A 26,038-nucleotide genomic window follows, 5' to 3' on the forward strand; every position below is an offset into this window, starting at 1 on the left:
GCCCACTACTACCGCCACTACCGCTACTGCTGCTGCCTAGAACCACGCTACCGCTACGACGACTTGCGCACGCGCAGATACCAGTCGCACAGCAGGCGCACCTGCTTCGGCGTGTAGCCCTTCGCGACCATGCGATTGACGAAGTCTTCGTGCTTGCGTTGCTCTTCGGCCGAGCCTTTCGCGTTGAACGAAATGACGGGCAGCAATTCCTCCGTGTTCGAGAACATCTTCTTCTCGATCACGACGCGCAGCTTCTCGTAGCTGATCCAAGCCGGATTCTTTCCGCCGTTGGCGGCACGGGCGCGCAACACGAAGTTCACGATTTCGTTGCGGAAATCCTTCGGGTTGCTGATGCCGGCCGGCTTCTCGATCTTTTCGAGCTCGGCGTTCAACGCGGCGCGGTCGAAGCTTTCGCCCGTGTCGTGATCGCGGAACTCTTGATCTTGAATCCAGAAATCGGCATACGTGACGTAGCGATCGAAAATGTTCTGGCCGTACTCCGAATACGATTCGAGGTACGCGGTTTGGATCTCCTTGCCGATGAATTCGGCGTAGCGCGAAGCGAGCAGATCCTTCACGAACGACAGGTACTTCTGCTCGGTTTCCGGTGGGAACTGCTCGCGTTCGATCTGCTGCTCGAGCACGTACATCAAATGCACGGGGTTGGCCGCCACTTCGGCCGTATCGAAGTTGAACACGCGCGACAAGATCTTGAACGCGAACCGCGTCGATACGCCCGTCATGCCTTCGTCGACGCCGGCGTAATCGCGGTACTCCTGGTACGACTTCGCTTTCGGATCGGTGTCCTTCAGATTTTCGCCGTCGTACACCTGCATCTTCGAGAACAGATTCGAGTTCTCCGGCTCTTGCAGGCGCGTGAGCACCGAAAATTGCGCCATCATCTTCAACGTCCCGGGGGCGCAGACGGCGGCGCCGAGCGAAGAGTTGCGGATCAGCTTCTCGTAGATCCGGATCTCTTCCGACACCCGCAGGCAATACGGCACCTTGACCACGAAAATGCGGTCGAGCAGCGCTTCGTTATTGCGGTTGTTGCGGAACGCCTTCCATTCCGATTCGTTCGAGTGGGCGAGAATGACGCCTTCGAACGGTATCGCGCCGAACCCTTCCGTACCCTTGAAATTGCCTTCCTGCGTGGCGGTCAATAGCGGGTGCAGCACTTTGATCGGCGCCTTGAACATTTCGACGAATTCGAGCAGGCCCTGATTGGCGAGACACAGGCCGCCCGAATAGCTGTACGCGTCGGCATCGTCTTGCGCGTACTGCTCGAGCTTGCGGATATCGACCTTGCCGACGAGCGAGGAGATGTCTTGATTGTTCTCGTCGCCCGGCTCGGTTTTGGCGATACCGATCTGCCGCAGAATCGACGGATAGCGCCGCACTACGCGGAACTTGCGGATGTCGCCGTTGAACTCGTGCAAGCGCTTGACGGCCCAGGGGCTCAGGATGCTTTTCAGATAGCGGCGAGGGATGCCGTATTGCTCTTCGAGAATGGGGCCGTCTTCGTCGTAGTCGAACAGCCCGAGCGGCGATTCGTTGACGGGCGAGCCCTTGATCGCGTAGAAAGGCACGCGCTCCATGAGTTGCTTGAGCCGTTCCGCTATCGACGATTTGCCGCCGCCCACGGGGCCGAGCAGATAAAGGATTTGTTTCTTTTCCTCGAGCCCCTGCGCCGCGTGCCTGAAGTACGCGACCACCTGCTCGATCACGTCTTCCATGCCGTAGAACTCGCGGAACGCGGGATACACTTTGATCACCTTGTTCGCGAAGATCCGCGACAAACGTGGCTCGTGGCGTGTGTCGATTTGCTCTGGTTCCCCGATCGCAGTCAACATGCGTTCGCCGGCCGTCGCGTATGCGGCGGGATTGTTCTTGCAGAGCGCGAGATACTCTTCGAGCGAGAATTCCTCCTCCCGGGTTTTCTCGAAGCGTTCCGCGAAGCTGCTGTATATATCCATGCTACCTCCTCGCCCAAGTCTGCGGACGATGTCGTCTCCTGGGTGGCAATACCGAAACGACCTCGCTCGAATTCATCCTAAACCCTTTTAAATTATTTTTCACTGCCTCCGTTGCCCTACGTCATCCACGTGTGCCCTAACTTGGAGATGCGCGGCTCGTCGCCTACAATCTTTGTCCTGCATCTCGCGCGTTTTGCACGCTCGTGCGTCCTCGCTCTCGCATGCATCGCCTGCACACCCGCCTTCGTCGATCGTCGCATTCGAGTATGGATGATCGAGCGCACGACGCGCGTTTCTCGCTCGTCGCCGGGTGCTCTCGCATCGCAATCCCTGTCCTTTTCTCATATAACGGCATTCGTGTCGTAACGCTGAAATCGCGCCTGTCACTCGCTCGCTGCGCGAGGACGATACCGCTCGCGCCGCACGGTCCCATCGCCCCAGTGCACACGCAATGCCTGCTCGCGGTTCGACCTTCGCAAGCACCGTATCCGATCGCTTCAACGGCACGCGGCTTCAGTCGATCGCCCTTCGCGTTCCTTCGTCCGTGCTTTCCCCGTATACGCGCCAGGCGGCGTTTCGGACGACACGCGTGCGCATCCGTTACAACTTTCGCGAAGTGCGGTTCGTGGGGAAATGGAGGCGCTTTTCACGCGCATCGGCACGCTCGCCTGTGCACAGGCGAGCCGATGGCGCGGCAAAGCGCGAAGCGCGTGCACCGCTACGCCGACAGCCCGGCGTGGCGTTTGGCGCGCGTGAATGTTTTTGGGGGCAGATGAGGCGCTCGCTCGCGCGTCAGCGGCGCGAGCTTAACGGCAATGTGCCGTGGTGAAGTCGAGCAAGCATGCGCAGGAGGCAGCACGGCGCGATCGGTTCGCGCCGGCATCGCCGCCCTGGCCGTTCGGTGCGGTCAGAAGGTTTCCCAATCGTCGTCGGACGAGGCCGCCTTCGGCGCAGCCGTCGACGCGAGCGCTTTCGGGGCCGGGGCCGCCGCGCGTGTGGGGCCGCTCGCCGGTGCAGGCGCGGCTCCCTTGGGAGACGGCGCGGTAGGCGCTAGCGCCTGATCCCGCGTGGCCGCCGCGCGTTTGGGCTGCGGTGCTGCCAGCGCGGCGACGGTGCGCTTGGGGGCTTGCGGGCGCGAACTCGTTTGGACCGGGGAGCCGTTGCGGCCGTGCGCGCCTACTGCCGGCTTCGCTAGCGGTTTGTGGGCGGGATGGCCGGCAGCGGGCGCCGGGGGGGCGCGCCAACCGCTCCCGTCGTCGGCGAGCTGAAATACGCTTACGGCCGTGCGCAGACGGTCGGCTTGCTCTTGCAACGATTGCGCGGCGGCCGATGCCTGCTCGACCAGCGCGGCGTTCTGCTGTGTGACCTCGTCCATCTGAGAAACGGCGCGCGCCACCTCGCCTATGCCACCGCTCTGCTCTTCCGAGGCCGCTGCGATTTCGCCCATGATGTCCGTCACGCGCTGCACGGCCGCAATGATCTCTTCCATCGTGCGGCCGGCCTCGCCCACGAGCGCCGATCCCGAGCGCACTCGTTCGACCGAGGTGTCGATGAGGGTCTTGATTTCCTTGGCCGCCCCCGACGAGCGCTGCGCCAGCGCGCGCACTTCGCCTGCCACGACCGCGAACCCGCGCCCCTGCTCGCCTGCGCGCGCCGCTTCCACGGCCGCATTGAGCGCGAGGATGTTCGTCTGAAACGCGATCCCTTCGATGATCGTGATGATGTCGGCGATCTTGGCCGAACTCTCGTTGATATCGCCCATCGTCCCGACGACTTGGCCGACCACTTCGCTTCCCTTGTTGGCGATCTCGGAGGCGTTCGCGGCGAGCGCGCTGGCTTGCCTGGCATTCTCGGCGTTCTGCCGCACCGTGCCCGTCAGTTGGTCCATGCTCGACGTGGTCTCTTGCAGCGACGCCGCTTGCTGCTCGGTGCGCGCCGACAAATCCAGGTTGCCGGCGGCGATTTCCTTGGTCGCGGATGCAATCGATTCGCTGCCGCTGCGCACTGTGCGCACGGTCTCGGTCAGGCTGCGCTGCATTTTGGCGAGCCCGTCGAGCATGAGCCCCATCTCGTCGTGCGTGCGCACGACGATCGGCGTGCGCAGATCGCCCGCGGCGATTGCGTCGAAATTGGACAGCGCGTCGGCGAGCGGGCGCGCGATCGCCCGACGCAAGTTCAAATACGCCACGAGCGCGGCCGTGAGCGCCGCCACGAGCAGCGCGATCGTTACGGTTCGCAATGTCTCGTTGCTCGACTGCGCGGCATCGAACTCGGCCTTCGACTGCGCGAACTGGTATTTGCTCAGCGCGTCGTCACTTTTGGACAGCGCAACGAATGCGCCTTGGAGCTCGTCGGCGGTAGAGAGGATCTTGTCGTGGTCGTTCGCTTTGATCGCATCCTTGTAAGCGGAAACTACCCCTTGCAGCGCCTCGCGCTTGGCCGTTGCCTCTCGGGCGAGCGTGTCCTCCTGCGCATCGCGCGGCAGCGCGAGGTACTTTTTCCACCAATCTTCCGAGACAGCGTGCAGCACGGCAGCCCGATCGAAATTCTTTTGGGCGCTATCCGCTTCTGCGGCATGCATTGCCGCGCGATCCAACGCAAGGCGCTCGCGCGCCGCGTAGCTCTCCGCCATCCCGATCGCGACGGCGCTTGGCATCTGATTCTCGTAAATGTCGCGTGTGGCATGGCTCGCGCGGCCCATGCCCGACAAGCCCAATCCTCCAAGGCCAAGCACCAGGGCTGACAGGAAGGCCATCGTCAAGCCGAGGCGCGTTTTTATCGTCAGACCTTTCGTCAACATGCAAAGTCCCTCGCTTCTGAACCGAAATGGGCCGGCGCCCGATGGCGCGAGCCCGAATACAAACGTTTGCTCTGAACGTTGTTTACGGCGCGCCGATAGAAGGACTTGAGGAAAGCGATAGATAAGACAAATGGGGGCCAAGGAGCCAGATGGCGAGCGGCGGCTCGCCGCTCTCTCACCGCATTGCGTCGAGCTCGGCCAGGGTGGGAATGGAGGGCTGCGCGCCCGCTCGCGTCACCGAGAGCGCGGCCGCGCGCTGAGCGAAGCGCAGCGCAGCGTCCACGGGCGTCGCGCCCGCGAGTTGCGCCGCGAATGCACCGATGAACGTGTCGCCCGCGGCCGTGGTGTCGACGGCGACGACGCGCGGCGCCTCGAAGTGCGCCGTCCCTGTCTCGAGCGCCGCCAGCACCCCCGATGCACCGAGCGTAATCAAGACGTTGCGAGCGCCGCGACCGCGCAGCGCTCGAGCGGCCTTGGCCGCTTGCTGCGGCGAACCGACCGGCATGCCGGTCAGCGCCGCCGCCTCCACTTCGTTCGGGATCAGATAATCGATGAGCGGCAGCCACGCGTCGGGCAACGGACCGACGGCGGGCGCGGGGTTGAGGATCACGGTTTTGTCGAGCCGGCGGCCGGTCTCGAGCGCCGCTTGCACCGTGGCGGGCGGCGTTTCGAGCTGGCACACGAGCACGCTTGCCCGGCCGAGCACCGCCTCATGGCGCGCGATATCGCCGGGCGTGAGTTCGCCGTTGCTCCCGGCAACGATCACGATGGTATTGCGCCCGGCGTCGTCGACGGAAATCAGCGCGACGCCCGTGGGGGCGCCCTCGCTAGTCGCAAGCGCGCCGCAGTCGATCGCTTCGGCTTCGAGCCCGGCCCTGAGCGCCGCGCCGTTGCCGTCCGCGCCGACGCGCCCGATCATCGCCACACGCGCGCCAAGCCGCGCCGCCGCGACTGCTTGGTTGCCGCCTTTGCCGCCCGGCACTTGCGCGAACGTGTGGCCGGCTAGGGTCTCGCCGGCCACGGGCAGCCGCGGCACGCGTACGACCAGATCCATGTTCAAGCTGCCGACGACCGCCACGGCCCCTTCCCCGGCGGCATGCCGCGTATTCGTTTGCGTCATCGTGTGCAATTCCTCCGTCTTGCGTCGATCCGAGCCGGCCCCGGGGCGCTCACGCGCACAAGGCGGCGTCCATCGGGCCCGCGAACACCGCTGTCGATTCGCGCAAGATCAGGCGCGGCGTGATCACACGGCGCCGCGGCGGGCCGCTCACGGCCCCGCCGATCCGCTCGATCAGCATGTGGGCGGCCGCTTCGCCGAGCGCCCGCACCGATTGCCCGACGGTCGACAGCGCGGGGTAGGTATAGCTGCCGAGCTCGATATCGTCAAATCCGATGATCGAGCAGTGCTGCGGGACGCGGATGCCGCGTTCGGCGGCCACGCGCAATGCGCCGATGCCCATCATGTCGTTACAGGCGAAGATCGCCGTGGGCCGCACGGTATCGAACAACCTCCCGGCCGCCTCCTGACCTCCCGCGCCCGTAAAATCGCCTTCCGCGATGGCGCTCGGCTCGATTTCGATGCCGCGCTCGGCCATCGCGCGAATGAAGCCGTGCACGCGCATCGCGCTCACGGCCGTCGTCACGGACCCGGCGATGCAACCGATCCGCACGTGCCCGAGCTCGAGCAGGTGCTTGGTGGCGAGATACGCGCCGCGCTCGTGGTCGATCTGCACCAGGTCGGCCGACAGCCCCTCGATGTTGCGATCGACGATGACGAGCGGCTCGCGCGTATCGGCCAAGCTCGCGGCCAGCACCGCATCGTCGCCGGCGGAAGCCACGATGAGGCCGTCGGTGCGCTTTTCCTGCAAGGTGCGCAAATAGTTTCGCTGCTTGGTGGGGTCGTCGTCGGAGTTGCAAAAGAACATGCAATAGCCTTCCCGGGCGCACCCGTCCTCCACGCCGCGCGCGAGTTCGGCGAAATAGGGATTCGTGCTGTTGGGCACGACGAGCCCGATCGTCGCCGTCGAGCGCGCCTTGAGCGAGCGCGCGACCGCCGAAGGCACGTAGTTGAGCTGATTGATCGCGCGCTCGACCTTTGCGCGCACGTCGGCCGACACCGGCCGGGTATTGTTGACCACGTGCGACACGGTGGTGAACGACACGCCGGCCATGGCCGCCACATCCTTGATCGTCGCCATTACCGATACTCTCTCGCTTGTTTTTCTCTTGCCGGCTCGCCGAGCCGGGCACTTGCCCTGTTGATGCTACTCCGATGCGGTTTCGCCGCGTTTCCCCGCGCGACGAGACGTCCCGGTCTGCGAACCGGACGCTCAATTTCGTCTGCGCCGGCTCCGATAGGTGTCCAGCACCACCGCAACGACGATGACCGCGCCCGTGATGATTCGCTTGGTCGGCTCGTTCGCGCCGATTTGCGCAAGACCCGCCGCCAACACCGAAATGATCAAGACGCCGAAGAACGTGCTGATGACCGAGCCGCGCCCGCCCATGAGGCTCGTGCCGCCGATGACGACGGCCGCGATGACTTGCAGTTCCAGGCCGACGCCCGCGTTCGGATCCGCCGCTTCGAGGCGCGAGATTTGGAACAGCGCGGCAAGGCCCGAGAGCGCCCCCATCAGTGCGAACACGGCGACCTTGTAGGGCCGCGGGTCGACGCCCGCCAGCCGCACGGCTTCCTCGTTCGTGCCGATCCCAACCAGATGCCGCCCGAACACGGTGCGCGTGAGCACGAGTTGCGCAGCGATCATCACCACGACGGCGATCACGAACGATGGCGAGATGCCGACCGCTATCGGATTCGACAGAAAATCGAACGCGTCGCCGATGTACGACGTGCGCGAGTTCGTCAACTGGTAGGCCACGCCCCGCGCCGCTTCGAGGACGCCGAGCGAGACGATGAACGAGGGAATGCGCCAGCCTACGGTGACGGCGCCGGTGATGGTGCCTGTCACGGCGGCGGCCGCCATGCCGACGAGCGCGGCCGGCACCGGGCCCCAGCCCCACTTGAGCGCCGCCACGCTGACGACGGACGCCGCCAACGCGAGCACGGAGCCCACCGACAGATCGATGCCCGCGATGATCAGCACGAAAGTCATGCCGACCGACATCACGACGAGGTCCGGGATCTGATTGGCGATCGTGCTGAACGTTTCGTACGTCAGAAAATGCGAACTGAGCGCGGAAAACAGACCCACCATGGCGGCCAGCGCCCCGGCCAGGCCGAGATAATTCGAAAAACCGAGCCGGGTGCCGGCGGCTCGAGCACCCGGCGCATCGCCGATGATGGCGGGCCCGCCATCGGGGCGCGCGGTGGGATCGGTCATGACGGACTCCGTGCGTCTTGAGTGTGAGAGAGCGTGGCCGAGCGCGAGCCGTTCATATGGCCCGCGAACGCCGCGGCGAGCAGCGCATCTTGCGTCCACTCGTCCCGATTGAAAATGCCCGTCATTCGCCCGGCGGACATCACGCCGATGCGATCGCAAATGAGCATCAGCTCGCGCAGATCGCTCGATACGACGACGAGCGCACGACCTTCCCTGGCCAGCGCGCCAAGCAGCATGTAGATATCGAATTTCGCGCCGACGTCGATCCCGCGCGTCGGTTCGTCAAAGAGCAGCACGTCGGCATCGCGCGCCAACCACCGGCCGATGACGACCTTCTGCTGGTTGCCGCCCGAGAGCTCGGCCACGCTCTGGGCACTGCTATGCGCCCGCACGCTCAGCGCTTGCATTTGCTTGCGCGCCAGCGCGTGCTCGCGCTGGCTCTGCACCAACCCCCAGCGCGAAACGCTGTCCATATTGCCGAGCGAGACATTGGCGGCGATCGAGTGCGGCAGCAAGAGTCCTTCGCCTTTGCGATCTTCGGTGATCAACGCGATGCCGTGGCGCACGGCGTCGGCCGGCGAGCCGATTCGCACGGGCGCCGGCGGCCGCCCGATCGACACGACGCCATGCTCGGCCGTGTCCGCGCCGTAGATGAGCCGCATCAACTCGGTGCGCCCGGCGCCGATCAAGCCGCTCACACCGAAGATCTCGCCCTCGCGCACCTCGAACGATACGTCGCGCACGGCCGTGCCTCGCGTGAGCCCTTCGACCTTGAGCAACGGTGCGCCGATGCGGCGTTCCCCGAGATCGATGCGCTCGCCGAGCTCGCGCCCCACCATCAGCGCAACCAGCCGTTCGCTCGTCACGTTGGCCATGCTGTCGACGGTCACGAGGCGTCCATCGCGCAGCACGGCGACGCGCTCGGCGACACGCGCGAGTTCCTCGAGGCGATGCGAGATGTAGACGATCGCGACGCCGCTGGCTTTGAGCCGATCGATTTGCGCGAACAGCAGGTCGACTTCGCGCGCCGTGAGCATGGCTGTCGGCTCGTCGAAAATCAGCACGCGCGTGTCGTCGATCAAATTGCGCGCGATTTCGACCATCTGCTGATGGCCGATGCCGAGCGCGCCGACTGGCGTATCGGGGTCTATCGCGTCGAGGCCGACGCGAGCCATGGCCACGCGGGCATCCTCGCGCAAGCGGGCTCGGTCGATCCAACCGAGGGCGCGCGGGCCGCGGCGCGGCAACCGGTCGAAGAAGAGATTTTCGGCGACGGTCAGCGTAGGCAGCAGATTCAACTCCTGCATGACCATGCGCACGCCAAGCGCTTCCGCCTCATGCCGGCTCTTGGGCGAATAGTCCGCGCCCATGAGTCGCATCGTGCCGCCGCTCGGCGCGACCAGCCCGCCGACGATCTTGGACAGGGTGCTCTTGCCGGCGCCGTTTTCGCCGGTCAACGCGAGCGCCTCACCCGGATAGAGCGAGAGCGTGACGTCGGCAAGCACAGGTTCGCTATAGACCTTGCCGATGCCGGTCACGCTGAGCACTGCGTTCGATTCGTCGTGGTCGGTCAAATCCATCGGGTTTCCGTTCTCGGGCCGGCCGCGGCGACGGCCCTTTCGCGCCGGCCAGCCGCCATGACGCTTATGTCGGAGGATAACGGCAGAATCGCGCCCTTTCTTGAGCGCGCGGCGACTGCCCGCGCGGCCATGCGTGCGCACCGCGCCGGGGGCGCCGCACGCCGCATGGACATCGATGGTTACGACCCGTTACTTGCCGGCCTTGGTGACCAGGTCGACGGGCGTCTCGACCACTTCCGACAACTCGGATTGCTTTTTGTGCTCGCCGATGGCTTTGAGCGCCGTATCGATCCCGAACACCGCTTGCTTGGCGGCGTATTGGTCGGCTGTGGCGAGCACGCGGCCGTCCTTGAGCATCGGCTTGATCGCGCCGATGTTGTCGTAACCCACGACATAGACCTTGCCTTGCTTGCCGGCGGCGCGCACGGCCGACACGGCGCCGATGGCCATGTTGTCGTTGCCGCACAGCAGCGCCTTCAGGTTCGGGTACTGGTTCAGCATGGCCGAAGCGATCGCGTTGCCTTTGTCGATTTCCCATTCGCCGGACTGGACCGAATCGATCTTCGCGCCGACTTTTTGCATCGCGTCCTTGAACCCGGCCGTGCGTTGCTGTGCATTGGTCGTCGTCGAGACGCCCTCGACGATGCCCACTTCGTCGCCCGCCTTCAATTTCTTGGCCAAGTAATCACCGACCTTCTCCGCGCCCTTGCGGTTGTCGGGGCCGACGAACGGCACGTTCAAATCTTTCGACTTGAGCACGTCCGGGTCGAGCCGGTTGTCGATGTTGACGACGATGATGCCTGCGTCGACGGCCTTCTTCACGACGGGAACGAGCGCCTTCGAATCGGCCGGTGCAAGCACGATCGCATCGACGTGGCTGTTGATCATCTGCTCGACGATGTTGATCTGCGCCGCCGTATCGGTTTCGTTCTTGATCCCGTTGGTGATGAGGTCGAACCTGCCGGCGTTGTGCTTCTGGTAATCCTTCGCACCGTTTTCCATCGTCAGAAAGAACTCGTTCGCGAGCGACTTCATGACTAGGGCGACCTTGGGTTTCTTGGCAGTCTGCGCAAGCGCATCGGTTGCGCCGAGCGGCGCTAGAGCGCCGCAGGCAAGAGCGGCGACGGCAACGAGCAAACGGCGACGGGTGCGGTGAAGCATACGGTTCTCCTTTCTTATTCGGCTCGCGGCGAGCCGTGATTTTTCGACTGGAACACTCGGAATTGCCGCATCGCATCATCGCTTGGCACGCCGACGCGAAGCGCTCCCCGGCATATGCCGGGGAGCGCCTATGCTGGACCCTTCTGCGGGTGCGCGCAAGGATGGCGCGCGCGAACTTCGGGTTTGTGCTGATACGAAACGAGCCGAAACCGCGGAGAGCCGCACGCCGCGTGCGTTTGCGTCGGCTTGGGCGCTTCCCTTCTTGCAACGACGCCGCAGCCGGGCGAGCGCAACCGAGCTGCTATAGATGTTCGACGGAAGATCCGTCGATCTTGCCATCGATGATGTCGCGCGCGTATTGCACGCCGATCCTGTGCGCCTCGATCTGGTCGCCTAGCGGGGCCTGCTCCGGCACGCCGAACATCTCCGCTTTGGCCCGCTCCCCGCTCGCTTTGCGCGAGATCGTCACCACGATATCGAAGTGGCGAGGCGCGTCATCGCCCTGGTGAGGTTCCTTTGCCCGCCGCAATGCCTGCACACCGATCGCAAACCCTTTGTACTGCTCGGAAAACGGTACGGACATGGCTGACGCTCCATCGGAATGAACGCCGCACCCGAAGTGCGGCAGCAGATTCGGCGCGCGCGTGCGCGACCGGCTTGCTGCGCGAAGAGCGGCGCGCACGCGAAAGCGTGCAACGGCAACTTGCATGCGATGACATGCAAGAGGCGTTCCGGCGCCGCGGCGAGAGGCCGCATCGGCCGCGACTGGCTCGTTGCGCAACAAAGGGGGTGAAATGCCGGAAGGATTGAAGAAATTACCGGTCTCGCCTGGCGAGTCGGAAACGACGAAGGCAGTGCTACGCGTTCGAGGCGCGACGATTCGTCGCATTTCTTCTATGATGGCGCCAGGACGGCTCGCAGACATAAGACATCAAGCCATCGAGCCGCCGTCTCGTCGTAGATGCGCAATGCATTGCGGAGGCATTCAATGGCATGGAGACACAACCGCTGGGTAAGACGCTGGCTCGTCCTCGTCGTCTTCTGGGCGGTTCCCGTGGCGATCGTCGCTGTGCGCGAGATCCAGGAAGAGATGTCCTACAACGTAGTCGACCTCGATCGAGCGCTCACGACATGGCAGCTCACCGACGCGCAGCGCGCCGCGGGCGACACCGCGCGCTGCCGCGGCAAGCCCGACGAGGCGCGCGCCCTGGGTTGCCCGGCCGACGTGCTCGTCGCCAATGCGCCGCGCCAGCAGGAGGCGATCGCCGAATACGCATTGCGGCGCCGCACGTTGTTTCTTTATCTATGGCATGCGTTCGTCGGCTATTGGATCGTGCCGGCCGCCTTCGTCTTCTCCGTCGGACTCCTCGTGGCGGGCATCCGGCGGGCGCTGCGGCGTCCGCCCGTCGTCAAGCGCACGGTCCAGCACTGAAAGCGCCCTCGCGCGGCGCGCCGGCCAGGCAAATTCGGGCCGGGCCCTGGCATGGGTCGTGCTCCCCTTCTTTTGCGTTGTGTGAGATCACGCTTCGTCCGAACCAGCCGTCGAGCGGTTTGACCGACGGAAACATAACGGAGAAAGTCCATGCAAAAACAAGCCTTGATGCTCAAAGCCGCAGCCGCCGTCGTAGTCGGGGCGGTCGCGCTGGCCGGCTGCACCACGACCACCAACAATGGCAATCCCGTCGGCTCGACCCCGGGCAGCAATGTGACCAAGCGTCAGGAAATCAATTCGGGCGTCGATGCAACGCTGTCGCGTCTCTATGCGCAGGTGCCCGGCTCACGCGAGCTGGTGCAAAAAGCCCATGGCGTGCTCGTGTTCCCGAAGGTCCTGCAAGCGGGCTTCGTCGTGGGCGGCCAATACGGCGAAGGCGCCTTGCGCGTAGGCGGCCAGACGGTCGGGTACTACAACACCGTGTCGGGCTCGTTCGGTCTGCAAGCGGGCGCGCAATCGAAGGCTGTGATTTTTCTCTTCATGACCGACGACTCGCTGAACTCGTTCCGCTCGCGTGAAGGCTGGTCGGTCGGCGGCGATGCGTCGGTGGCCGTGCTGAAAATGGGCGCAAACGGCGCCATCGATACGACGACAGCGACCAAGCCCGTTGAAGTCATCATCATGACGAACGCGGGCCTCATGGGCGACCTCTCCCTCCAAGGCACGAAAATCACCCGGCTCAATATCTAGCGGCGGCAGCGATCCGGAACCGGCCCCCGAGGCCGGTTCCGGACTCATCCATGACTGCAGGTTCGGTAGCAGAATCGATACTGCAGCAGGGAAGACTCAGGCACTCCGTCTAGGCGCGCTCACCGCGCGCCCCCTTTCGATATTCCTGCCTCGCCGCCAATGATCCCCGGCGCCGATCAAGCCTGCGATGCCCCTTCGCCCGAAAGCGAATCGATGACCTTGAAGCGCGAACGCTTTTGCGCGCGAATCACGGCCTGATAAGCCGCCACGTACTGCCGCGCCATGTGGTGCGACGTAAACCGTTCCTCGAAGCGCTGCCGCACACGCGAACGCGGCAACGTGTGCAACCGGTTGACGGCTGCGACCGCACTGATTTCGTCTTCCACGATGAAGCCGGAGAACCCTTCGTCGATCACCTCAGGCACCGAGCCGCGGTTGAAAGCGATCACGGGCGTGCCGCATGCCATCGCTTCGATCATGACGAGCCCGAACGGCTCGGGCCAATCGACGGGGAACAGCAAGGCATGGGCTCCCGACAGGAACTCGGCCTTTTGGTCGTCGGCGATCTCTCCGATGAATTCGACATGCGGCAGATCGAAGAGCGGTTTGATCTCGCGCTCGAAATACTCGCGATCGGCCGCATCGATCTTCGCGGCAACGCGGATCGGCAGGCCGCAATGCGCGGCGATGCGAATCGCCGTGTCGACGCGCTTCTCCGGTGAGATACGGCCGAGGAAAGCGAGGTACTTCTGCTCCACCGGCTGAGGCGTATAAAGCGCCTCCGGCAGACCGTGATAGACCGTGGAAAGCCATTTGGCCTGCGGCATGGGGTGGCGCTGCGCATTCGAAATCGAGATCACGGGCGCGGTATTGAACGTGTCGAATACCGGCTGTTGCTCGGGCAGATCCAGCCGGCCATGGAGCGTCGTGACGAACGGCGTCTCTTGGCGCTTGAACAGCGAGAACGAGTAATAGTCCATATGAAAGTGCAGGACGTCGAACTCCTCGGCACGCCGGCGCACGAGTTCCATGAGCAACATATGCGGCGCGATACGATCGCGAATGGCCGGGTCGAGGCGTAGCGCTCGAGGCCAAACGGCCTCGAGCTTTGCGCTCGTTTTCGAGTCGCCGCTCGCGAACAGCGTCACGTCATGGCCCAGATCGACGAGCGCTTCGGTGATGTACGAGACGACGCGCTCCGTGCCGCCGTACAGCTTGGGCGGCACCGATTCGGTCAGCGGCGCGATTTGGGCAATTCTCATTCGATCGACTCCTGCGGAAGGACCTGGGCGCTCTCTTTGCGAGCGGGGCCGGCGGGTTGCTTGGCCGCGCTGAGGCAGCGTTCCATGCGGAACGCACCCGACGCGGCATCCTTGGCTTCAATTATTCGGTACGGCGCGGCCATCGTCCCGCGTCTTTTCATTTACTGCGAGCTGTTACAGTCGAGAAACAGGCGCCAGGCGGGTGCCGAGCATGTCGCGAACCGACGCGCAACCGCCATGTCGCCGGGCCCGGGCGAGCGCCGCAGGCCGGAGCGTCATGCCCGCCGCCCGTGGCCACCCCACAACTCAAGGGCCCCGCAGATCGGCCAGGAACGTGTCGCGCCACACGCCGAGATCGTTTCGCCTCAGCACGGCCATATTGACCTCGTGGCGGTGCTTACGTTCCGCAAGGGGCATCGATAGCGCACGCTCGAGCGCCTCGGACATGCCGGCGATGTCGTGCGGATTGACGATGAGCGCCGCGCAAAGCTCGGCGGCAGCGCCCGCAAACTCGGACAACACCAGCACGCCGGGATCGTCGGGATTTTGCGCGGCAATGTACTCTTTTGCGACCAGATTCATCCCGTCGCGAAGCGGCGTGACGAAACCGACCTGCGACTCGCGGCACATCGACATCAATTGCGAGCGCGCGAAGCGCTGGTTCAGATAACGGATCGGCGTGTAGTTTAACCCCGAGTAGCGGCCATTGATGCGTCCGGCCTCGTATTCGAGGTTGTGGCGGATGCGCTGATAGCTTTCCACGTCGGCTCTCGTGGGCGGAGCTACTTGGACGAAGGTGACGTTCTCGCGCCACTGCGGAGCGCGCTCGAGCAGTTGCTCGAAGGCGCGGAATCGTTCGATCAATCCCTTCGAATAATCGAGGCGATCGACGCTCATCACGAGCTTTCGGCCTTCGAGGCTATGCTTGAGCTCCAGCACTTGCTGGCGGCTCTCGTTGCGAGCCGCTTCCTGCTGAATTTCGTCCGGAAACACGCCGATCCGATACACGCCGCTGCGCAGACGGCGCCCGTAGGCCTGCACTATGCCTTCGTCGCTGACCGTGCCCCCCGCATAACGGACGATGTAGTCGTGGAACGCCACGCGATCGGTGTCGGTTTGAAAGCCGACCAAGTCGTAACAGCAAAGCGACTTGACGAGTTCCTGGTGCGGCGGCACGTTCAGCAGTATCTGGGGCGACGGAAACGGCGTATGCAGGAAAAAGCCGATGCGGTTGCGCAGGCCTTCGTGCCGCAATGCCTCGGCAAACGGGATCAAATGGTAATCGTGGACCCAGACGATATCGTCAGGCTCGATCAGCTTGACGAGTTTGTGCGCTAACCAGGCGTTGACGCGGCGGTATCCTGCGTATTCCTCGCGCTCGTAGGCGGCGAGATCGTTGCGGTAGTGGAACACCGGCCACAGCGTCGCATTCGAAAAACCGCGGTAATACTGGTCGTAATCGCGTCGGGTCAGCCCGACGGTGGCGAACGTCACCGAGCCTTCGTCCTTGAGCGTGGGCCCCGCGTTGGCGACGGCCTCGCTCACCACGTCGCCGCTCCAGCCGAACCATACGCCGCCCATGTCCTTGAGCGCGCTGAAGACGCCGACGGCGAGCCCCCCCGCCGAGCCCTTGGTCTCGGTGGGCGTTGCCACGCGGTTCGACACGGCGATCAGTCGGCCCATGGTTCCTTGAGTGCGCAGCAGGCTAGTCGCCCTTGCACGGGAAGCTTTTCTCGAGCCCGAGCGAGACGGCAGTGCTTGCGTTATAGCCGGCCGCATCGGGATTGTCGGCGACGTACCGGCGGACCGCGTCCACCAGCCGTTGCGGCTCGATCCGATCCGGCAGGCAGAAATACTGGCCCACGCGGGGGCCGGTCGTGCCGCCGATGGCGTCGATCGTATTGAATACGCCGTCGGCAGCGCCCTTGATATAGGACACGCAAGCCGCCCGCGAGATCGCGTCGGTTTGGCTGCACAGCTTGTGTAAATCGCCGGCCGTGAACTTGCCCCCCCCGAGCGTGGCCGTCGTCGGCGCCGCGATCGCGGCAATCGGCATCGCCAACGTGCCCACGCATATCAAAGCCCGCAACATAATCTTCCTTTTCTCCGAGCGGTGAACGGGTACTGCGCGTTGCCCCGGCGAACCGTGCCGAAGCGAAAAGTATTTATTTTGCACCGTTTTGAGCCGGAATAGAGGTTCCGGATGTAGCGGAAGCGGCCGCCGCCTCGCGCGCGTACATGTCCCGCAGCCCGTCGGCCACGTCCTTGGCGTGGTAACGCGTGGCGAAATCGAGCGCCGTCAAACCGAGTTGATTCTTCACGCGCGAATCGGCGCCCGCATCGAGCAGCACCTTGACGGTCGAAAGATGATTGCCGCGCGCGGCCATCATCAAAGGCGTCGTGCCGTTCGGCGAGCCGGCGTCGATATAGGCCGAGTTATCGAGCAGCAGTTGGACGACGTCGTCATGGCCGTTCGCGGCTGCGTAATGAAGCGGCGCCCACCCCTTCTTGTTCACCTCCGCCCCCTTCTCGATCAGCGCTTTGACGAGGTCGGCATCGCCGTTGAGCGCTGCGAGCATCATCGCGTTTTCGCCCGCTGCATCTAGCTTTTCCACGTCCGTCTTCGAATCGGCCATGAGCGCCTTGGCGACTTTATCCGATTTCTCGCGCGCGGCCAGCACGATGAGCGGCATGCCCTGCTTGTCGGTCGCGTTCGGATCGGCGCCGTGCGCCAGCGCCTTTTGCACTGCATTCACGTCGTCGAATTTGACGGCCTTCACGAGCGAATCTATGTCTGCTGCATGCGCGGCGACGGCCAGCGAAGCGAGCGCGCCCGCGCAAGCGAGGGCCGAGCGGTGCAGGATGCGGCGAAGAACGAGCGGCAGCGACGAGTGCGTGAACATGGTCAAGTTGGGTTTACCTTTTTTTGTCATAGCTAGGGATCGGTTCGCCTGAACGCCGCTCAAACGCCACGCGGCGCCGGAATGCGGAACAAGCGGAAAAAGTTTTGCGTCGTTGCGGCACCGAGTTCCGAATCGAGCATGCCGCGCGCCTGAGCTATGTAACGTCCGACATAACTGACGTACGCAGGTTCATTGGATTTGCCTCGATACGGCACGGGCGCCAAATACGGGGAATCCGTTTCGATCAGAAGCCGTTCGATGGGCACCCGGCGGGCAACGTCTTGCACGTCGGTCGCGCTCTTGAAGGTAACGATACCCGAAAGCGAAATGTAAAAATTCTGGGCCAACGCGCGCTCGGCCACCGCCCATGGTTCCGTGAAGCAATGCATGACCCCGCCGGGCACGTGCGCCCCTTCTTCGTCCATGATGCGCAGCGTGTCGTCCGCCGATGCGCGCGTATGAACGATAAGCGGCTTCATGGTCGTCTTTGCAGCGCGAATATGCGTGCGAAAGCGCTCGCGCTGCCATTCGAGGTCAGCGATCGATCTTCCTTCGAGGCGGTAATAGTCCAAGCCGGTCTCGCCGATGGCAACCACCTTCGGATGAGCGGCAAGCTCGATCAGTTCCGCAACGGTCGGCTCGCGCGCCTCCTCGTGGTCGGGATGCACGCCCACGGATGCATAAACGTTCTCATACGCCTGCGCCACCGCCAACACGCTCGGCAGGGTTTCGACGTCGACGCTGACGCACAGCGCGTGCGTCACGTCATGAGCGCGCATGTTTTCGAGCACCTGCGGCAGGCGCTCGGCCAGCCCTTCGAAATTGATGTGGCAATGCGAATCGACAAACATCGTAAATCCTATCGAACCTCAAACGAACAAGTCGCGGTAGCCCAGAAACAGCGCTTCGAACACGAGCCGCGCATTGAGCGGGTGATTTTCCACTGCACGCTCGCGCGTGACCGTCTTCATGAACCGCGCAAAGGCATTGGCGTCGATGCGCGCGGCGCATCGTGCCAGCTCGCGTTGAGCCGCTGGAAAGTACCGGGGCCGCTGCGCCGCCCGCTCGGCCACCAGATCGTACAGCCAACGCTGCAGCCAGCCGAGCACCACGGCAACCGGCAGCTTTTGCAATGCCTCGCCGCAAGCGAACGCGTCGCAAGCAGGCCCCGCGGCCAATTGCTTGAGCGTGAAGTCGCGCAGCCCGCGGTTTTCGTCGGCGGCCAGCGCGAGCGCCGCGAGCGGCGCGCCACCGGCCTCGGCCAGCAACGCGGGCGCATCGGCCACGCCTTGCTCGGCGAGCCAAGCGCGCGCTTGCTGCGCCGAGGGCGTCGACATCGGCCATTGCCGACAGCGGCTGACGATCGTCGGCAGCAAACGATCGACGCGCGCCGACACGAGCAGGAACACCACCCCGGCCGGCGGCTCTTCCAGCGTCTTGAGCAGCGCGTTGGCCGAGGCGGCGTTGAGCGCGTCTGCCGGATAGACCAGCACGACGCGCGCGCCGCCGCGGTGCGCCCCGATGCCGCAAAAATCGAGCAACGCACGCACTTGCTCGATCTTGATCTCCTTGCTGAGCGCGCGCGTTTTCTTGCCCTCTTCGCCCTCGGCCTTGTCATCGGCGCCGCCCGAAGCCGCGCCTATCGCTTCGCCTGCCAGCGCCTCGGGCAGCAAGGCCCGATAGTCGGGATGGTTGCCCTGCACGAACCAATTGCACGCGACGCATTGGCCGCAAGGCTCACCGGCGGCGGTCGGCGCTTCGCAGAGCATGCCCTGCGCCAGATGTTGCGCGAAGCGCAACTTGCCGATACCCGCCTGACCGTAGAGAAGCAAGGCGTGCGGCCATTGAGCGCGCAGGCGCTGCAGGCGGTTCCAATCGTCGTGCTGCCACGGATAGATCATCGTCGAACCTTCATACGGTTGGATGCGCTCGCTTCACGCTGCGCGGTGCGTTCAAAGCGCATCGATGAGCTCGCCGAGCACTGCTCGGATGCGCTCGATGCTTTCCGAGGCATCGACGATCGCAAAGCGGTAGGGCGCCTCTTGCGCCCGGCGCAGATATTCCGCGCGCGTGCGGGCGAAAAACGCCTCCGTTTCGCTCTCGAACTTATCGGGCGAGCGCGCCGCGCCGCGCCGGGCGCTAGCCGTTTCGGGCGGCAAGTCGAACAGAACGGTCAGATCGGGCTCGAATCCGCCTTGCACCCAGCGCTCGAGCGTCTCGAGCTTGTCGCGCGGCAAGCCGCGGCCGCCGCCTTGATAAGCGAAGGTGGCATCGGTGAAACGATCGGAAAGCACCCAGTCGCCGCGCGTGAGCGCGGGTTCGATGACCTGGGCCAAGTGCTCGCGTCGCGCGGCGAACATGAGCAAGGCTTCGGTCTCGAGATCCATCCGCTCGTGCAGCAAGAGTTCGCGCAGCGACTCGCCAAGGGGCGTGCCGCCCGGCTCGCGCGTGGTGACGACCGCGCGCCCGAGGGCCGACACCTTCCGTTCGAGGCGCTCGCGAAACCAGGACAAGTGCGTCGTCTTGCCGGCGCCGTCGATACCCTCGAACGTGATGAATTTGCCACGCGCCATTTATTGCTGTCCTCGAATGTATTTGTCGACCGCCCGGTTGTGATCGCCGAGCGTTTCGGAAAAGACGCTGCTGCCGTCGCCGCGCGACACGAAATAAAGCGCGCTGGTCTGCGCGGGGTTCATCGCTGCCTGGAGCGACGCGATGCCCGGCAGGGCGATCGGCGTGGGCGGCAGCCCGCGCCGCGTGTAGGTGTTGTATGGCGTGTCGCTTTGCAAGTCGCGCTTGCGCAAATGGCCATCGTAGCTCGCGCCTAAACCGTAAATCACCGCCGGGTCGGTTTGCAGCGGCATGCCGATGCGTAGCCGGTTCGCGAAGACGGCGGAAACGAGCGGCCGATCGCCCGCCTTGCCCGTCTCCTTCTCGATCAGCGACGCCATGGTGAGCGCCTCGTACGGCGAACGATACGGCAAGCCGGGCGCACGTGCCGCCCATGCGGCGTTCAACCGTTGCTGCATCAGGCGGTACGCCCGCCGATAGACATTCAAATCGCTCGTTCCCTTGTCGAACAAATAAGTATCGGGGAAGAACAATCCTTCCGCGTTGGCGTTGGCGTTGGCGTTGGCGCCCTGCGCGTTGCTGGCTGCGGCAGGTGCGTCAGCTCCGGTGGCCGTGGCCCCGCTACCCCCGATGATCGCGGCGGGCCCCGCCGGCGCTCCGGCGCCGATGGCAGCCAGCAGAGCCGCGTCGCTCATGCCGGCCGTATCGTGCTGGAGCGCCGGGTTGGCGTCGAACTCGGCCCGCATGCGCTTGAATGTCCAGCCCTCGATCACCGTCACCACCGACTCGTTGACGTCCCCGAGCGCGAGCTTTTGCAGCACCTCGTAGGGGGTGACCCCGCTTTTGAACTCGTAGTTGCCTGATTTCAGCCGGCTTTCCAAGCCCAACAAGCGCGTCATGAGGACGAACGGATCGGCCTGAACCGGCACGCCGCCGCGCCTCAGTTGTGCGGCGACGCCGCGCACGGTACTGCGCGGTTGGATGGTCACATCGAGCGTCGGGGCGGCCAACGCGAGCGGGCGCGTGGCCCAAAAATAGCCGCCCGCGGCGGCCAACGCGGCTAGCAGGACGACGAACGCTACCCCGAAGGCGAGGCATTTCTTCAGCAGGGACATGCGCAACAAGGCTGGGATGGACCCCATATAATACTTGTTCGCCTAAGCCCAAGTCAGGATTGACTCGACACGAATTCCATGAACCAACTAAATGCTGCCGTTTCCCCCTCCTCGGCGCCGTCGCGCCCCGCTCCCGCCCAGTTCGAAGCGGTTCTCGCGGGCGGCGCATTTGCGCCGCTCGACCAATTCGGCGTCATCGAGGCGCTCGGCGACGATGCGGCGAGATTCCTGCACGGACAACTCACGAACGACATCGAGCATTTGGATGCCGCCAGCGCTCGCTTGACCGGTTACTGCTCGCCCAAGGGGCGGCTGCTCGCGTCCATGCTGGCGTGGCGAGAGCAAGGCGGGGTGCGCTTGCTCGTATCGAAAGATTTGACCGCGTCGGTGCAAAAGCGGCTCTCGATGTTCGTGCTGCGGGCAAAGGTAAAGTTGGCCGACGTGACCGATTCGGTCGGCGTCGTCGGCTTCGCGGGTGACGTGCGTGGGGCGCTCTCGGGTCTCTTCGATGCCCTGCCCGACGGCGTGCACGTGCATGTGGCGGGGCCGGCCGGATCGCTGATCCGCGTCCCCGATGCGCAGGCGCGCGCCCGCTATCTGTGGATCGGACCGAAAGCGCTCGTCGACGCGCGTGTGGCGGCGTTCGAAGGCGAACTCGCGCGCGTCGCTCCGGCCGTATGGGACTGGCTCGATATCCGTGCGGGCGAGCCGCGCATCACCGCGGGGGTGCTCGAGCAGTTCGTGCCGCAGATGGTCAACTTCGACGTGATCGGCGCCGTCAATTTCCGCAAGGGTTGCTATCCGGGGCAAGAGGTCGTCGCACGCAGCCAGTATCGTGGCACGATCAAGCGGCGCACGGCGCTAGCCCATGTCGACAGCGCCGCGCCCCCCGCTGCGGACGCACTCGGGCAGCCGGTCGCGCCCGGCGTCGAATTGTTTCATGCCGCAGACCCGGGCCAGCCATGCGGCATGGTGGTGAATGCGGCTCCCGCGCCGAACGGCGGCTTCGATTTGCTGGCGGAGATCAAACTGACGGCGCTCGAGGGGGCAAGCGTTCATCTCGGCGCCGCCGAAGGGCCGCAACTCGTGTTTCAGCCGCTGCCTTACGCGTTGCCGAGCGAGGGTTGAAGCGCCGTTTTCCGGGCCTTCCTGCTACCTCATATGTGCCTAATCGTATTCGACTGGCGGCCGGCTGCCGACGATGGCGCCCTGCTCACGCTCGCCGCCAACCGCGATGAGTATTTTTCGCGTCTGAGCGCGCCGCTCGATTGGTGGCCCGACCAACCCAACGTGCTCGCGGGGCGCGATCTCGTCGGCGGCGGCACCTGGCTCGGCCTCTCGCGCGACGGACGCTTCGCGGCGTTGACGAACTACCGCGCTCCGCATGCCATGCGCGCCAATGCCCCGACCCGAGGAACGCTCGTCGCCGGTTATTTGACCGGGCCGGCAATGGCGCCGCTCGATTATTTGAACGCCTTGGTCGATCGCGCAGCGCTCTATAACGGCTTCAATCTGATCGTCGGCGATTTGTTCCGGCGCGAACTCGCTTGGTATTGCAACCGGGCGGATCGCGCGCCGGCCTCACTGCCGCCGGGCGTTCACGGCATCTCGAATGCCGTTCTCGATACCCCTTGGCCTAAACTCGTGCGCAAGCGAGCGGAACTGAGCGCGCTCGTCGAAGGCGCTCGAATTGCCTCTCTCGGCGCGCTGGTCGAACTGATGCGCGACCCCTGCGTGGCCGCCGACGAGGCGCTTCCTTCGACCGGTATTGCACTCGAGCGCGAGCGTGCGCTGTCGGCCGCATTCATCGAGACGCCCGACTACGGCACGCGCGGCACGACGGCACTACGGGCCGCCCTGCGCGATGCGACGATCGAGCTCGACATCGTCGAGCGCAGCGACGACGACGGTTCGCACCGGCTGACGCGCCCCGGCAGTCATGAGCGCCGGTATGCGTTCAACGCCAAGTCATCGCCTTGCTAAGGCACCGCGATGAATCGCCGCCGCTAGCCGGGACCTCGCTCCGCTAACGGCGTTCATCGCCAGGAACAAGCGGCCGTGCCATTTCGATATGCTCGACGCCGCCCTCGTAGAACGGCTCACCGACGCTCGCAAATCCATGCCGTAGGTAGAACGATACGGCGTCCCTTTGCGCGTAAAGCCTGACACGGGCATCGCCGCGCCGCGCCGCATGCTCGATCAGCGTGCGCAACAACCGTGAGCCGATGCCCTCGCGCCGCGCGCAAGGCAGCACGGCGAGCCGACCGATCGCGCCGTCCGGCAGTAGCCGTGCGGCCGCGATCGGTTCGCCCTGCCGATAGGCAACGACATGCACTGCCCCGTTATCGGCTTCGTCAGACACGAGCGGCGCATCGACTCCGAGTTCACGGATGAACACCGCCTCGCGTACGCGCGAGGCGTCGGCCCCGATGCTGCTCCACTTGCCGGATGCAATCGTGACTTCCCGCATCGGTATCTCCCTGTTCTATTTGCCAAGCGCGGGCCGCGAAGGCGCAATCCGCGCAGCGGCTCAACCCTGCTCGGGGGACGGGGGCAACGGATCGGTGGGTGCGCGCATTTGCTCGATGTCTTCGTGGCGAGCGTGCACGCTGGGCATGATGGCCGGATGCGTGAGGACGTAGAAGCGATCGGTGCGAACCGCATCGTAGGCCGCCGCCGCAATATCGGATGCGCTGAGCTTGCCGGAGCGCACCGCGCGACGGAGCTCCCGCCCGGCCAACAACTGCGACGCGGTTGGCGGCGATTCGTTGCGCCAGTGCGCAGGCCGGGAGCGTTCGGCTTCGGCGATCCCCGTTGGAACGAACGCAGGACACAGCACGGAGCAGCCGACAGGCGCAATCACACGACGCAGGTCGTGATAGAGCGTTTCGGTGAGCGAGACGACGGCATGCTTGGACGCGTTGTAGACGCCCATCGCAGGGGGCGAAATCAGACCCGCCACCGACGCGGTGTTGACGATGTGCGCGGGCTCGTTTTGCCGAAGCATGATCGGCGTGAATACGCGCACGCCGTGCGCCACGCCCATCACGTTGACGCCGAACACCCACGACCAATCGTTCGCGCTCATTTCCCAGAGCAGCCCGCTCGCGCCCACCCCTGCATTGTTGAACAGCAGATGCACTTTGCCGTATGCATCCAACGCGCGGCGCGCCAGTGCCTCGACCTGCGCGGCGTCCGATACGTCCGTGGGCAAACCGATCACATCGGCGCCCGTCGCGGCCAGCGATTCGACGACGTCGCTCAAGGCGTCGCCGTCGATATCGGCAAGCACGAGTTTCATGCCGAGCTGTGCGCCCTTTTGCGCGAAGGCGCGGCCCAAGCCACTGGCAGCGCCCGTGATGACGGCGACCTTGTCCTGGAAATCGTCCATTCAGTCTCCCTTTTTGCGCTCGGTGTGACCCGATATCGCCGCTTGTTTCGGTGGCCGCGGGCTGAGCCCTTCCGGCGCAGGTGCGCTTTGCAGGGCGAGCCGGAACGGGGCGCAGGCCGCGGCCGCCGAAACGAGCGGCTCAGCCGCCCGGCCAGCGATCGTCAAGCGATTTTGACGAGCTGCTTGCCGAAGTTCTTGCCGTGAAGCAGCCCGATCAACGCCTCGGGCGCACGTTCGAGCCCTTCGAGGATGCTTTCGCGATAGCGCAGCTTTTTTTGCACGACGAGCGACGCGAGCGTCGCCAGCGCCTCGGGCCACACGTCCAGATGTTCCGTGACGATGAAGCCTTGCACCAGCAGGCGCATCGTCAAGATGATCGATGGCTGCTTGAGCGGCACCGGCTGGCCGTCATATCCCGCGATCATGCCGCAGACCGCAATGCGGCCGAACGGGTTCATTCTCGAAAGCGTCGCATCGAGGACTTCCCCGCCCACGTTTTCGAAATAACCGTCGACGCCGTCGGGCGTAGCGGCCTTCAAATCGCGGTGGAGGTTGCCGGCTTTGTAATCGACGCAGGCATCGAATCCGAGATCTTCCACGACGTAGCGGCACTTGTCCGCACCGCCGGCTATGCCGACTGCGCGGCAACCCGCCAGCTTGGCCAACTGGCCGACCACGCTGCCCACGGCGCCGCTCGCCGCGCTCACGACGATCGTTTGCCCCTCGCGCGGCGCAATGATTTTGTTCAGACCGTACCAGGCGGTCACGCCGGGCATCCCGGCGACGCCCAGATAGGCGGAGAGGGGCACTAGCGCCCCCTCGAGTTTGCGCACGCCCGCGCCGTCGGAATCGCAGTATCGCTGCCACCCGAACATGCCGGTGACCTTGTCGCCGACGGTGAACCCGGGGTGCTTCGTCTCCACGACTTCACCTACGGCGCCGCCTACCATCACTTCGTCGAGGGGCTGTGGTTCGACGTACGACTTCGCCTCGTTCATGCGCCCGCGCATGTACGGATCGATCGACAGATACAGGTTGCGAACGCGAAAGGACCCTTGCGCCAACTCGGCGAGCGGGACCTCTTCCAGCCGAAAGTTGTCGGCGCGGACCTCGCCTTGCGGGCGCGAAGCTAGGACGATGCGGCGATTCATCTGAGTCATGGCAGTTCCTCTTTCCGATTCGCTGGTGACGGGAATGCGGCGATGGCGGCGCTCAAGGCGCGTTGTCATCAGCCGTCGCTGGGACCGGGCTGCGTTGCGGGAGCACCCCGCCTCTTTTGATCGACGATCTGGCGGCCTACCGCGAGCCGCCGCATATATTTGAACGTGCCGAGCGCCTTGGCGACGAAGTGGCCGCCGCTGTCGCGCACCTCTCCCTCGCAGTAGGCCATCGTGCTCGAGCGATGCAGCACCCGGCCGAAGGCGCGCAGTTCGCCCTGTCCCGGCTGCATGAAGTTGACTTTCATCTCGACCGTCACGACGCCGACGCCATCGTCGGCCAAACTGCGCGCCGCGGTGGCGAGCGCGACATCCGCCAGCGTCATCGTCACGCCGCCATGGGCGACGTGCCACGTGTTCATCTGCTCGTCGGTCAAGGTCAGCGCGACTTCGCTTTCGCCGTTCGCCGCGCCGATCAGCCGCACGCCGAGATGATCGACGAACGGGCTTTCGATCGTGCGCTCACGCGCCATCGCGCGTGAAACCGCGGGCGACGCCGATTGAGCCGGGGTGGGTTGGCGTTCGGATGTCATACGCTG

General features: G+C 64.8%; 24 protein-coding genes. 4 read left to right on the forward strand and 20 right to left on the reverse strand.

Translation table 11 applies throughout. The annotated features are described in order from the left end of the window. Positions 1-53: 53 nt before the first annotated feature. From QQS38_RS00285 to QQS38_RS00320, 8 genes are all read right to left on the reverse strand, one after another. On the reverse strand, positions 54-1,976 hold the full coding sequence (locus tag QQS38_RS00285) for a PrkA family serine protein kinase (protein WP_479643383.1): 1,923 nt from the start codon (positions 1,974-1,976) through the stop codon (positions 54-56). 907 nt (positions 1,977-2,883) lie between these two features. Further along, positions 2,884-4,776, reverse strand: a complete 1,893-nt coding sequence (locus tag QQS38_RS00290) for a methyl-accepting chemotaxis protein (RefSeq protein WP_479643384.1) — start codon at positions 4,774-4,776, stop codon at positions 2,884-2,886. Positions 4,777-4,951: 175 nt separating this feature from the next. Further along, complete coding sequence (rbsK, locus tag QQS38_RS00295) at positions 4,952-5,896, reverse strand: ribokinase (RefSeq protein ID WP_479643385.1); 945 nt, start codon at positions 5,894-5,896, stop codon at positions 4,952-4,954. Positions 5,897-5,945: 49 nt separating this feature from the next. Beyond that, positions 5,946-6,974, reverse strand: a complete 1,029-nt coding sequence (locus QQS38_RS00300) for a LacI family DNA-binding transcriptional regulator (RefSeq protein WP_479643386.1) — start codon at positions 6,972-6,974, stop codon at positions 5,946-5,948. Between the two features lie 132 nt (positions 6,975-7,106). Continuing rightward, positions 7,107-8,117 carry an ABC transporter permease gene (locus QQS38_RS00305; RefSeq protein ID WP_479643387.1) on the reverse strand — a complete coding sequence of 337 codons (1,011 nt, stop codon included), beginning with the start codon at positions 8,115-8,117 and terminating at the stop codon, positions 7,107-7,109. After that, on the reverse strand, positions 8,114-9,697 hold the full coding sequence (locus QQS38_RS00310) for a sugar ABC transporter ATP-binding protein (RefSeq protein WP_479643388.1): 1,584 nt from the start codon (positions 9,695-9,697) through the stop codon (positions 8,114-8,116). Before QQS38_RS00310 ends, QQS38_RS00305 begins: the two co-directional genes overlap by 4 nt. Before the next feature lie 189 nt (positions 9,698-9,886). Then, positions 9,887-10,858, reverse strand: coding sequence for a substrate-binding domain-containing protein (locus QQS38_RS00315; RefSeq protein ID WP_479643389.1), 972 nt, complete (start codon positions 10,856-10,858; stop codon positions 9,887-9,889). A 301-nt stretch (positions 10,859-11,159) separates the two neighbouring features. Continuing rightward, the gene (locus QQS38_RS00320) at positions 11,160-11,441 is read right to left on the reverse strand and encodes a hypothetical protein (RefSeq protein ID WP_479643390.1); all 282 of its coding nucleotides are present in this window, start codon (positions 11,439-11,441) and stop codon (positions 11,160-11,162) included. A gap of 405 nt (positions 11,442-11,846) precedes the next feature. Here QQS38_RS00320 and QQS38_RS00325 point away from each other — a divergent pair, with 405 nt between their 5' ends. Together QQS38_RS00325 and QQS38_RS00330 are read left to right on the forward strand one after the other, a co-directional pair. Beyond that, on the forward strand, positions 11,847-12,290 hold the full coding sequence (locus QQS38_RS00325) for a hypothetical protein (protein ID WP_479643391.1): 444 nt from the start codon (positions 11,847-11,849) through the stop codon (positions 12,288-12,290). Between the two features lie 150 nt (positions 12,291-12,440). Continuing rightward, a complete protein-coding gene (locus QQS38_RS00330; RefSeq protein ID WP_479643392.1) occupies positions 12,441-13,040 on the forward strand; it encodes a BPSL1445 family SYLF domain-containing lipoprotein in 600 nt (199 codons plus the stop codon). 176 nt (positions 13,041-13,216) lie between these two features. Here QQS38_RS00330 and QQS38_RS00335 read toward each other — a convergent pair whose 3' ends face one another. The 8 genes from QQS38_RS00335 to mltG all read right to left on the reverse strand — a co-directional run bounded on the left by QQS38_RS00335 (position 13,217) and on the right by mltG (position 20,891). Beyond that, positions 13,217-14,302, reverse strand: coding sequence for a glycosyltransferase family 4 protein (locus tag QQS38_RS00335; RefSeq protein ID WP_479643393.1), 1,086 nt, complete (start codon positions 14,300-14,302; stop codon positions 13,217-13,219). A gap of 306 nt (positions 14,303-14,608) precedes the next feature. Beyond that, complete coding sequence (otsA, locus tag QQS38_RS00340; protein ID WP_479643394.1) at positions 14,609-15,985, reverse strand: alpha,alpha-trehalose-phosphate synthase (UDP-forming); 1,377 nt, start codon at positions 15,983-15,985, stop codon at positions 14,609-14,611. 22 nt (positions 15,986-16,007) lie between these two features. Next, positions 16,008-16,394: a Rap1a/Tai family immunity protein gene (locus tag QQS38_RS00345; RefSeq protein WP_479643395.1), complete on the reverse strand. Its 387-nt coding sequence runs from the start codon at positions 16,392-16,394 to the stop codon at positions 16,008-16,010. Between the two features lie 73 nt (positions 16,395-16,467). Beyond that, complete coding sequence (locus tag QQS38_RS00350) at positions 16,468-17,205, reverse strand: ankyrin repeat domain-containing protein (protein ID WP_479644064.1); 738 nt, start codon at positions 17,203-17,205, stop codon at positions 16,468-16,470. A 59-nt stretch (positions 17,206-17,264) separates the two neighbouring features. After that, positions 17,265-18,056 carry a TatD family hydrolase gene (locus tag QQS38_RS00355; protein ID WP_479643396.1) on the reverse strand — a complete coding sequence of 264 codons (792 nt, stop codon included), beginning with the start codon at positions 18,054-18,056 and terminating at the stop codon, positions 17,265-17,267. A gap of 18 nt (positions 18,057-18,074) precedes the next feature. Continuing rightward, positions 18,075-19,106: a DNA polymerase III subunit delta' gene (locus tag QQS38_RS00360; RefSeq protein WP_479643397.1), complete on the reverse strand. Its 1,032-nt coding sequence runs from the start codon at positions 19,104-19,106 to the stop codon at positions 18,075-18,077. A 51-nt stretch (positions 19,107-19,157) separates the two neighbouring features. After that, complete coding sequence (tmk, locus tag QQS38_RS00365) at positions 19,158-19,778, reverse strand: dTMP kinase (protein WP_479643398.1); 621 nt, start codon at positions 19,776-19,778, stop codon at positions 19,158-19,160. Continuing rightward, positions 19,779-20,891, reverse strand: a complete 1,113-nt coding sequence (gene mltG, locus QQS38_RS00370) for an endolytic transglycosylase MltG (protein WP_479644065.1) — start codon at positions 20,889-20,891, stop codon at positions 19,779-19,781. A gap of 78 nt (positions 20,892-20,969) precedes the next feature. On the opposite strand from mltG, the gene ygfZ reads away from it, so the two are divergent. After that, complete coding sequence (gene ygfZ, locus QQS38_RS00375) at positions 20,970-22,019, forward strand: CAF17-like 4Fe-4S cluster assembly/insertion protein YgfZ (protein ID WP_479643399.1); 1,050 nt, start codon at positions 20,970-20,972, stop codon at positions 22,017-22,019. Between the two features lie 33 nt (positions 22,020-22,052). After that, on the forward strand, positions 22,053-22,874 hold the full coding sequence (locus QQS38_RS00380; RefSeq protein ID WP_479643400.1) for an NRDE family protein: 822 nt from the start codon (positions 22,053-22,055) through the stop codon (positions 22,872-22,874). Positions 22,875-22,917: 43 nt separating this feature from the next. On the opposite strand, the gene QQS38_RS00385 is transcribed toward QQS38_RS00380, so the two are convergent. From QQS38_RS00385 to QQS38_RS00400, 4 genes are all read right to left on the reverse strand, one after another. Next, entirely contained in the window at positions 22,918-23,361 is a 444-nt protein-coding gene (locus QQS38_RS00385; RefSeq protein ID WP_479643401.1) for a GNAT family N-acetyltransferase, read from the reverse strand. Between the two features lie 60 nt (positions 23,362-23,421). Beyond that, complete coding sequence (locus QQS38_RS00390) at positions 23,422-24,282, reverse strand: SDR family oxidoreductase (RefSeq protein WP_479643402.1); 861 nt, start codon at positions 24,280-24,282, stop codon at positions 23,422-23,424. 161 nt (positions 24,283-24,443) lie between these two features. Next, positions 24,444-25,442: an NADP-dependent oxidoreductase gene (locus QQS38_RS00395; protein ID WP_479643403.1), complete on the reverse strand. Its 999-nt coding sequence runs from the start codon at positions 25,440-25,442 to the stop codon at positions 24,444-24,446. A 68-nt stretch (positions 25,443-25,510) separates the two neighbouring features. Continuing rightward, positions 25,511-25,972 carry a PaaI family thioesterase gene (locus QQS38_RS00400; RefSeq protein ID WP_479644066.1) on the reverse strand — a complete coding sequence of 154 codons (462 nt, stop codon included), beginning with the start codon at positions 25,970-25,972 and terminating at the stop codon, positions 25,511-25,513. Between the last annotated feature and the right edge of the window lie 66 nt (positions 25,973-26,038).

The sequence above is a fragment of the Trinickia sp. Z7 genome, from assembly GCF_056498045.1.

Bases quoted from the DNA above. Each gene is read 5' to 3' on its own strand.
- QQS38_RS00330 (WP_479643392.1), top strand. From the start codon at position 12,441: ATGCAAAAACAAGCCTTGATGCTCAAAGCCGCAGCCGCCGTCGTAGTC.
- tmk (WP_479643398.1), bottom strand. From the start codon at position 19,778: ATGGCGCGTGGCAAATTCATCACGTTCGAGGGTATCGACGGCGCCGGC.
- QQS38_RS00355 (WP_479643396.1), bottom strand. From the start codon at position 18,056: ATGTTTGTCGATTCGCATTGCCACATCAATTTCGAAGGGCTGGCCGAG.
- QQS38_RS00380 (WP_479643400.1), top strand. From the start codon at position 22,053: ATGTGCCTAATCGTATTCGACTGGCGGCCGGCTGCCGACGATGGCGCC.
- QQS38_RS00325 (WP_479643391.1), top strand. From the start codon at position 11,847: ATGGCATGGAGACACAACCGCTGGGTAAGACGCTGGCTCGTCCTCGTC.
- QQS38_RS00395 (WP_479643403.1), bottom strand. From the start codon at position 25,442: ATGACTCAGATGAATCGCCGCATCGTCCTAGCTTCGCGCCCGCAAGGC.
- QQS38_RS00285 (WP_479643383.1), bottom strand. From the start codon at position 1,976: ATGGATATATACAGCAGCTTCGCGGAACGCTTCGAGAAAACCCGGGAG.
- ygfZ (WP_479643399.1), top strand. From the start codon at position 20,970: ATGAACCAACTAAATGCTGCCGTTTCCCCCTCCTCGGCGCCGTCGCGC.
- QQS38_RS00350 (WP_479644064.1), bottom strand. From the start codon at position 17,205: ATGTTCACGCACTCGTCGCTGCCGCTCGTTCTTCGCCGCATCCTGCAC.
- QQS38_RS00290 (WP_479643384.1), bottom strand. From the start codon at position 4,776: ATGTTGACGAAAGGTCTGACGATAAAAACGCGCCTCGGCTTGACGATG.
- QQS38_RS00315 (WP_479643389.1), bottom strand. From the start codon at position 10,858: ATGCTTCACCGCACCCGTCGCCGTTTGCTCGTTGCCGTCGCCGCTCTT.
- QQS38_RS00300 (WP_479643386.1), bottom strand. From the start codon at position 6,974: ATGGCGACGATCAAGGATGTGGCGGCCATGGCCGGCGTGTCGTTCACC.
- otsA (WP_479643394.1), bottom strand. From the start codon at position 15,985: ATGGGCCGACTGATCGCCGTGTCGAACCGCGTGGCAACGCCCACCGAG.
- rbsK (WP_479643385.1), bottom strand. From the start codon at position 5,896: ATGACGCAAACGAATACGCGGCATGCCGCCGGGGAAGGGGCCGTGGCG.
- mltG (WP_479644065.1), bottom strand. From the start codon at position 20,891: ATGTCCCTGCTGAAGAAATGCCTCGCCTTCGGGGTAGCGTTCGTCGTC.
- QQS38_RS00390 (WP_479643402.1), bottom strand. From the start codon at position 24,282: ATGGACGATTTCCAGGACAAGGTCGCCGTCATCACGGGCGCTGCCAGT.
- QQS38_RS00320 (WP_479643390.1), bottom strand. From the start codon at position 11,441: ATGTCCGTACCGTTTTCCGAGCAGTACAAAGGGTTTGCGATCGGTGTG.
- QQS38_RS00400 (WP_479644066.1), bottom strand. From the start codon at position 25,972: ATGGCGCGTGAGCGCACGATCGAAAGCCCGTTCGTCGATCATCTCGGC.
- QQS38_RS00385 (WP_479643401.1), bottom strand. From the start codon at position 23,361: ATGCGGGAAGTCACGATTGCATCCGGCAAGTGGAGCAGCATCGGGGCC.
- QQS38_RS00345 (WP_479643395.1), bottom strand. From the start codon at position 16,394: ATGTTGCGGGCTTTGATATGCGTGGGCACGTTGGCGATGCCGATTGCC.
- QQS38_RS00310 (WP_479643388.1), bottom strand. From the start codon at position 9,697: ATGGATTTGACCGACCACGACGAATCGAACGCAGTGCTCAGCGTGACC.
- QQS38_RS00360 (WP_479643397.1), bottom strand. From the start codon at position 19,106: ATGATCTATCCGTGGCAGCACGACGATTGGAACCGCCTGCAGCGCCTG.
- QQS38_RS00335 (WP_479643393.1), bottom strand. From the start codon at position 14,302: ATGAGAATTGCCCAAATCGCGCCGCTGACCGAATCGGTGCCGCCCAAG.
- QQS38_RS00305 (WP_479643387.1), bottom strand. From the start codon at position 8,117: ATGACCGATCCCACCGCGCGCCCCGATGGCGGGCCCGCCATCATCGGC.